The organism is Neobacillus paridis (assembly GCF_016765675.1).
Lineage (GTDB): Bacteria > Bacillota > Bacilli > Bacillales > Cytobacillaceae > Neobacillus > Neobacillus paridis.
Genome location: NZ_JAESWB010000274.1, coordinates 1 through 6,929 on the forward strand (window position 1 = coordinate 1; position 6,929 = coordinate 6,929).

At 42.3% G+C, this 6,929-nt stretch carries 5 protein-coding genes and 1 rRNA gene; 5 read left to right on the forward strand and 1 reads right to left on the reverse strand.

Features of this window, described 5'->3' with window-relative positions:
* Positions 1-108 (forward strand): 5S ribosomal RNA (gene rrf, locus JK635_RS17720); the annotation flags it as partial.
* Positions 109-205: 97 nt separating this feature from the next.
* On the opposite strand, the gene JK635_RS17725 is transcribed toward rrf, so the two are convergent.
* Positions 206-1,165 carry a YaaC family protein gene (locus tag JK635_RS17725; RefSeq protein WP_202655277.1) on the reverse strand — a complete coding sequence of 320 codons (960 nt, stop codon included), beginning with the start codon at positions 1,163-1,165 and terminating at the stop codon, positions 206-208.
* Positions 1,166-1,270: 105 nt separating this feature from the next.
* Here JK635_RS17725 and guaB point away from each other — a divergent pair, with 105 nt between their 5' ends.
* The 4 genes from guaB to pdxT all read left to right on the forward strand — a co-directional run bounded on the left by guaB (position 1,271) and on the right by pdxT (position 6,630).
* Complete coding sequence (gene guaB, locus JK635_RS17730) at positions 1,271-2,734, forward strand: IMP dehydrogenase (RefSeq protein WP_202655278.1); 1,464 nt, start codon at positions 1,271-1,273, stop codon at positions 2,732-2,734.
* A gap of 627 nt (positions 2,735-3,361) precedes the next feature.
* Positions 3,362-4,735 carry a D-alanyl-D-alanine carboxypeptidase family protein gene (locus JK635_RS17735; RefSeq protein ID WP_202655279.1) on the forward strand — a complete coding sequence of 458 codons (1,374 nt, stop codon included), beginning with the start codon at positions 3,362-3,364 and terminating at the stop codon, positions 4,733-4,735.
* A 216-nt stretch (positions 4,736-4,951) separates the two neighbouring features.
* Positions 4,952-5,833 (forward strand): pyridoxal 5'-phosphate synthase lyase subunit PdxS, encoded by an 882-nt coding sequence (gene pdxS / locus JK635_RS17740; protein ID WP_202655280.1) that lies wholly within the window; start codon positions 4,952-4,954, stop codon positions 5,831-5,833.
* Between the two features lie 206 nt (positions 5,834-6,039).
* Positions 6,040-6,630 (forward strand): pyridoxal 5'-phosphate synthase glutaminase subunit PdxT, encoded by a 591-nt coding sequence (pdxT, locus tag JK635_RS17745; protein WP_202655281.1) that lies wholly within the window; start codon positions 6,040-6,042, stop codon positions 6,628-6,630.
* The last annotated feature ends 299 nt before the right edge of the window (positions 6,631-6,929 follow it).

Below are 6,929 nucleotides of genomic sequence, written 5' to 3' on the forward strand. Positions count from 1 at the left end.
GATGGCGAGAAGGTCACACCCGTTCCCATACCGAACACGGAAGTTAAGCTTCTCAGCGCCGATGGTAGTTGGGGCACGCGCCCCTGTGAGAGTAGGACGCTGCCGGGCAAACAAAAAAGACAATCTGAGAAGGTTGTCTTTTTTGTTTGCCCGGGAAATAATTCAAGGATCAATCTATAAACTGCTAGAAGCTGAAAGAGAGGTTTTAAATTGAGCTTTTAGCTTGTGATTGAGTTAAATACTGATAAATTAAAAACGGCCCTTTTTTTTGTGTAATCTGCAGAAAAGACTCAATAAATGGGTAATCACGGTTCGGCATCATTTTAGTTAATTCACTCCACCACTCTGTTTCATAACGGGCGATCATACTTAAATTGTATAGTAATAAATAGTGAATCAGCAGTTCCGGAAAATGAAAAAGTTGATTCTTTTGTAACGGAAAGGCCCAACATCCTCCATCTAGATTAAATTTTAGTAGTATTGCATTTGAAACCCCATGTTGTAGTTTAAAGCGAATCCCCTCTTCAAAAAATTCGATATTACGCCCCATTTTTACGGTTAAAAATTCTTTAAAGCGATTCCGTGTCATATGATAGAAATCCAAGACGGACTCCGAAATGATAAATTGGTCCCCATCCTTATGTATTCTCTCAAAGGTTCTTTTGTTTTCGTGGAAAAGAAATAAGTCATTCAGTTCTGGGATTAGCTGTAATAAATCTTCCATGACGATTTTCTCGCCTTCTAAATGTTTCATATGGAACATTTTTTCGGACATATAGGGAAAAAGTCCATTCTTTTGTATCTTTACTTCGTCCTGAAAAAAGAGGTAGTTTTGTTTTTTTCGTTTTCGTGTTGATACCCCGTGGGCCAAGACGGCAGTTGACTCTGGATAAGCAGGATCAATGGTTAAAATGCATGCTTTAACCAAATGAACCAAGCCATAAAAAAGGAGGATTGGTTTTATAATAAGAGGAGATTTTTCCGCTTGCTGATAATATATTTGTCCATGTTCCAAATAATAAAGGAATGAATAACAATTTTCATAGCTTTTTGCGTCTGGGTTGGCAATATTATTTTTTAAATAACACGTCTTTAAGAAGTTTTGGCAGTATTCTGCAGAAAAAAAACAAGAGAAGGCTTTCCAGCCATTATGAAAGTTGTTCAAATTTACCACCTTTTTCAGAATAATCTAACTTAGCGCATCTCCCTTGACAGTATTTTGTCCAATTGATAACCTACAAATAATATTTTTGTCCTGGAGGCATGGAAAATGTGGGAAAATAAGTTTGCAAAAGAAGGATTAACGTTTGATGATGTGTTGTTGGTTCCGGGGGCTTCTGAGGTTCTTCCAAGAGATGTAAATTTACAAATTGAGTTATCGCCAAATGTAAAGCTAAATATCCCAATTATTAGTGCTGGGATGGATACGGTAACAGAGTCGGAAATGGCGATTGCCATGGCGCGGCAAGGTGGTTTGGGTGTCATTCATAAAAACATGTCAATTGAGCAGCAAGCCGAAATGGTCGAAAAGGTAAAGCGCTCTGAAAGTGGTGTGATCACTGATCCATTTTTCCTGACCCCTGACCGCCAAGTGTATGATGCCGAACATTTAATGGGAAAATACCGCATTTCCGGCGTTCCGATTGTCAATAATGAGGAGGAACAAAAGCTCGTCGGGATTATTACCAATCGCGATCTTCGCTTTATTCAAGATTACTCCTTTAAAATTTCCGATGTGATGACGAAGGAAAATTTGATTACGGCTCCTGTTGGGACTACTTTGGCTGAAGCGGAAAAAATCCTCCAGAAGCATAAGATTGAAAAACTGCCGCTTGTCGATGATGACGGAGTATTAAAAGGGTTAATCACAATTAAAGATATTGAAAAAGTAATCGAGTTTCCAAACTCGGCCAAGGATCGCCAAGGCCGCTTGCTTGCGGCCGCTGCCGTTGGTGTTACGAAGGATACAATGAGGCGAGTCGAAGCACTTGTTAAGGCAAATGCTGACGCGATTGTTGTCGATACAGCACATGGCCATTCAAAAGGTGTGCTTGATACCGTTCGGCAAATTCGAAATTCTTATCCAGAATTAACTATTATTGCCGGAAATGTAGCGACCGGAGAAGGAACGAAGGCTTTAATTGAGGCAGGAGCGGACGTAGTGAAGGTCGGAATTGGACCGGGTTCGATTTGTACGACAAGGGTTATTGCCGGCGTAGGTGTACCGCAAATTACAGCCGTCTATGATTGTGCTACTGTTGCGATGAATTATGGTAAAACCATTATTGCTGATGGCGGTATTAAATATTCTGGAGACATTGTCAAGGCGCTTGCGGCCGGAGGACATGCGGTTATGCTTGGCAGTCTATTGGCAGGTGTTTCAGAGAGCCCGGGCGAGACAGAAATTTTCCAAGGCCGCCGCTTTAAAGTTTACCGTGGCATGGGTTCTGTTGCAGCAATGGAAAAGGGTTCAAAAGACCGCTATTTCCAAGAGGATGCGAAAAAATTTGTTCCAGAAGGAATTGAGGGCCGCCTGCCATATAAAGGTCCTTTAGCCGATACAATTTACCAATTAATTGGCGGGCTGCGGGCTGGCATGGGCTATTGCGGGACGAAAGACCTGGAAGAATTGAGAACAAAATCACAATTTATCCGAATGACGGGGGCCGGTTTAAGAGAAAGCCATCCGCATGATGTCCAAATTACAAAAGAGGCACCAAATTATTCGATGTAAAAAGGGAAGCTTTGGCTTCTCTTTTTTAGTCGTTTAGGAAATTATAAAAGGAGGACACTGTGGATAACTTTCTACCGGGTTAGACTTGTCCAGCTCCAGCGCCCTAGCGGCTAGTATCCTTCGCTCTCCGCCCTACGATAAGTCAACATCGAATCGCCTCCTGCTTCTGCGCCAAAGCTTATTCAACGAAGCTGATGTTCAGCTCGTCGCAAAGCCTAGGAAGCATTTTCAGGTAGTTACTTGGCTCTTCGTGTTTCCTTTATCTCAGTTGGAGCGCTCCACAAGGAAGGCTTCGACAGCATTTGCATCGCACGAAGGAAAAGCGATAGCTTTTTCGAGGAGGCCATACGCCGCTGACCAGGGCGCTTGCGCTTCTGTTCCTACTAAGAAAGCATAAGTGTATAAGGGAAAGTTTCCTAAGCATCGTCATCGCAGCCCAAAAGTAGTACTTTCGGGTGAACTAGGCTCTGTCTTCGCCCTTTCAGACTTGCCAGTCGGCGAGTTGTCATTTATGACAATCGTCCTAAAATGAAATTGGAAATAACTTCGTCCTATACTCTGCCTATGATTTACTTTGGAGTTGTGATAAAATAACCAAAGTGTACTAAATCGTTGGAGGGCGTAATTGTGAAAAAACAAGTTTTTCAAAAGTTGGCTGCCGGCACGTTGGCAGTTGCATTGTCATTCAGCCTTTTTGCTGCTCCAAAGCAGGCCAATGCACAAGCGGCTTTAAATGTAAATGCCGATGGAGCTATTTTGGTAGATGCTGAGACAGGTAAGATTTTATACGAAAAAAATGCAGATAGTCCACTGGGAATTGCCAGCATGACGAAAATGATGACGGAGTATCTCTTGCTTGATGCCGTAAAACAAGGGAAAGTAAAGTGGGATCAAGAGTATTCTGTCAGTGATCTCGTTTATAAAATGTCACAGCCAAGAGATTTATCGAATGTCCCATTACGCAAGGATGGAAAATATAAAGTACGAGAATTATATGAAGCGATGGCGATTTATTCGGCTAATGGTGCCACCATTGCGTTGGCTGAAATTATCGGCGGGTCAGAAGCGAATTTTATTAAAATGATGAATGAAAAGGCGAAAAAGTTAGGATTAACCCATACAAAATTTGTTAACTCCACTGGTTTGAATAATCAAGATTATCATGGTCAGCAGCCGGCTGGATCATCCGATGACGAAAACGTGATGTCATCGCATGATGTGGCGACCTTGGCCTTTCATCTGATAAATGACTACCCGGATGTGTTAAAAACAGCCAGCACTCCAATGAAAGTCTTCCGTGAAGGTACAGATGACCGTATTGTGATGAAAAACTGGAACTGGATGCTGCCATCTTTAGTATACGGCTATCAAGGCGTGGACGGTCTCAAAACAGGCACAACTGATTTTGCCGGCTATTGCTTCACTGGAACAGCAAGCCGTGATGGAAAAAGATTTATTACGGTTGTGCAAAATGCTGTAGGCGCCAACGGTAAAGGCGGTTATAAAGCCCGCTTTGATGAAACAAGGAAAATGTTTGATTATGCTTTCACCAATACAACCAAAGAAGAAATTGTGCCAAAACACTATCAGGTCAAAGGTCATAAAACCATTCCGGTTATTAAGGGGAAAGACGACCAGGTTAAAATTTATACGAAATCAGCCATTGATATGGTGATTGAAAATGGCGAGAACAAAAATTATCAACCAGTGTTAGTACTGGATAAAAAGAAAATTAATAAAGATGGTGAATTAACGGCGCCAATTAAAAAAGGTGAAACTGTCGGCTATTTAACGGTTAAACCAAAGAATGGCGACAAAATGAAATTTTTAACTACTGATGATCAGAATAAGTTGAAGGTAGCTGTAGTTGCGGCCCAAGATGTTGAAAAAGCCAACTGGTTTGTGTTAATGATGAGAGGAATTGGCGGTTTCTTTGGCGATGTATGGAGCAGCATTTCTTCGACAGTAAAAGGCTGGTNAGTTCTTAAGGATAGTTCATGAGGTGTAGTTGAATTATACGATAAGGGAAAGTGTAAAATTTGGAAAAATTTATACTTCCCTATTAGCTAAAGAAAGGATTCCTTCTTGACAGGAATCCTTTTTTGTTGCTTTAATGTGGTTATGGAAAAAAATTATTCTAGTTATCTACATAGGAAAAATATAAAACTATGAAAAAATTTTTCTTAATATTGCAAACAAGAGGAGGATTTTTAACAAATGTTAACAGGTACGGATCGCGTAAAACGTGGCATGGCTGAAATGCAAAAGGGCGGTGTCATTATGGATGTCGTCAATGCCGAGCAGGCGAAAATTGCCGAGGAGGCCGGTGCAGTAGCGGTAATGGCTCTTGAACGGGTCCCTTCCGACATTCGGGCGGCTGGTGGTGTGGCCAGAATGGCTGATCCTAGAATTGTAGAAGAGGTCATGAATGCTGTTTCGATTCCTGTCATGGCAAAGGCAAGAATTGGCCACATTGTTGAAGCTCGCGTTTTGGAGGCTATGGGCGTTGACTATATTGATGAAAGTGAAGTATTAACTCCTGCTGATGAGGAGTTCCATTTAAATAAAAAGGAATATACCGTTCCGTTTGTTTGTGGCTGCCGTGATCTGGGTGAAGCGGCCCGCAGAATCGGTGAAGGAGCATCAATGCTTCGTACGAAGGGTGAGCCTGGAACTGGAAATATTGTTGAGGCTGTTCGCCATATCCGCAAGGTAAATGCACAAGTCCGTAAGGTTGTATCCATGAGCGAGGATGAACTGATGACGGAAGCAAAGAATCTAGGAGCACCATATGAAATCCTGCTTGAAATCAAACGTCTTGGCCGCCTTCCAGTGGTGAATTTTGCTGCCGGTGGTGTGGCAACCCCAGCTGACGCCGCATTAATGATGCAGTTGGGGGCTGATGGGGTATTTGTCGGCTCTGGTATTTTTAAATCAGAAAATCCTGCACTTTTTGCAAAGGCCATTGTCGAGGCAACGACCCATTATCAAGATTATAAATTGATTGCCGAGCTTTCCAAAAATTTAGGAACACCGATGAAAGGTATTGAAATTTCATCATTAGCACCGGCAGAACGGATGCAAGACCGCGGCTGGTAATATGAAAAGCGGAAGCGCCTTGATTACCCCCGACAAGCATAAGACGAGCTGGCATGAAGGTTGTTCTTTAACCTTCTTGACAGATTGGCTTGTGACCTCGAGGGGGTAGGCGCTGGAGCTAGACACTAGAAAAATATTAATACGTTAAATTTGCAAAACAGGACTTTTGATAAAAAAGTTCTGTTTTTTAAAAAAGGGGTATTTATATGGTAAAAATTGGCGTTCTTGCATTGCAAGGGGCTGTTCGCGAACACATTCAATCATTAGAAGCATGTGGTGTGGAAGCCATTGCAATTAAACATAAAGAAGAGTTGAACGAGATTGACGGTCTGATTCTTCCTGGTGGAGAGAGCACGACGATGCGTCGTTTAATTGATAAGTATGACTTTATGGATTCATTAAAAAAATTTGCTGCAGATGGTAAGCCAATGTTTGGAACTTGTGCCGGTCTGATTCTTTTGGCAAAAAATCTCGTTGGCTACAATGAACCGCATATTGGCGTGATGGACGTTACGGTTGAACGCAATTCCTTTGGCCGGCAGGTGGATAGCTTCGAGGCCGACCTCGCAATCCGAAATGTCGCGACCAGTTTTCCGGCTGTGTTTATCCGCGCACCGCACATTGTTGAGGCTGGCGAAAATGTTGAAATACTCGCCAAACATGAAGGCCGCATTGTCGCCGCACGCGATGGGCAGTTTCTTGGCTGCTCGTTTCATCCGGAATTAACGGAAGATCATCGCTTTACTGCTTATTTTGTCGAAATGGTCAAGGAAGCAAAGCAAAAAACGCTCGTATAAAGAAAGCGGTATGTATGAGTAAAATTAATGTGGGCAAAATTTAACCCCTTCATTTGGTGAGGGATTGTCAGATCCCTCACCAAATGAAGGGGCCACCAAGCGAAAGCGCGGTAGTGTTCTAAGCTAAATACATGAAAAAGAGGGCTACTCCTTGGTAGAATCATAGTCGACCAACCCAATCCAAAGGAGGAAGCCCTCATGCAAAAGAATAGCACAATATATCCCAATTTAAAACAGATTGAACAATTAGTTTGGAGGCAATTACAGGAAACCTTCTCAGGGGTTATGAAGACTCTTTT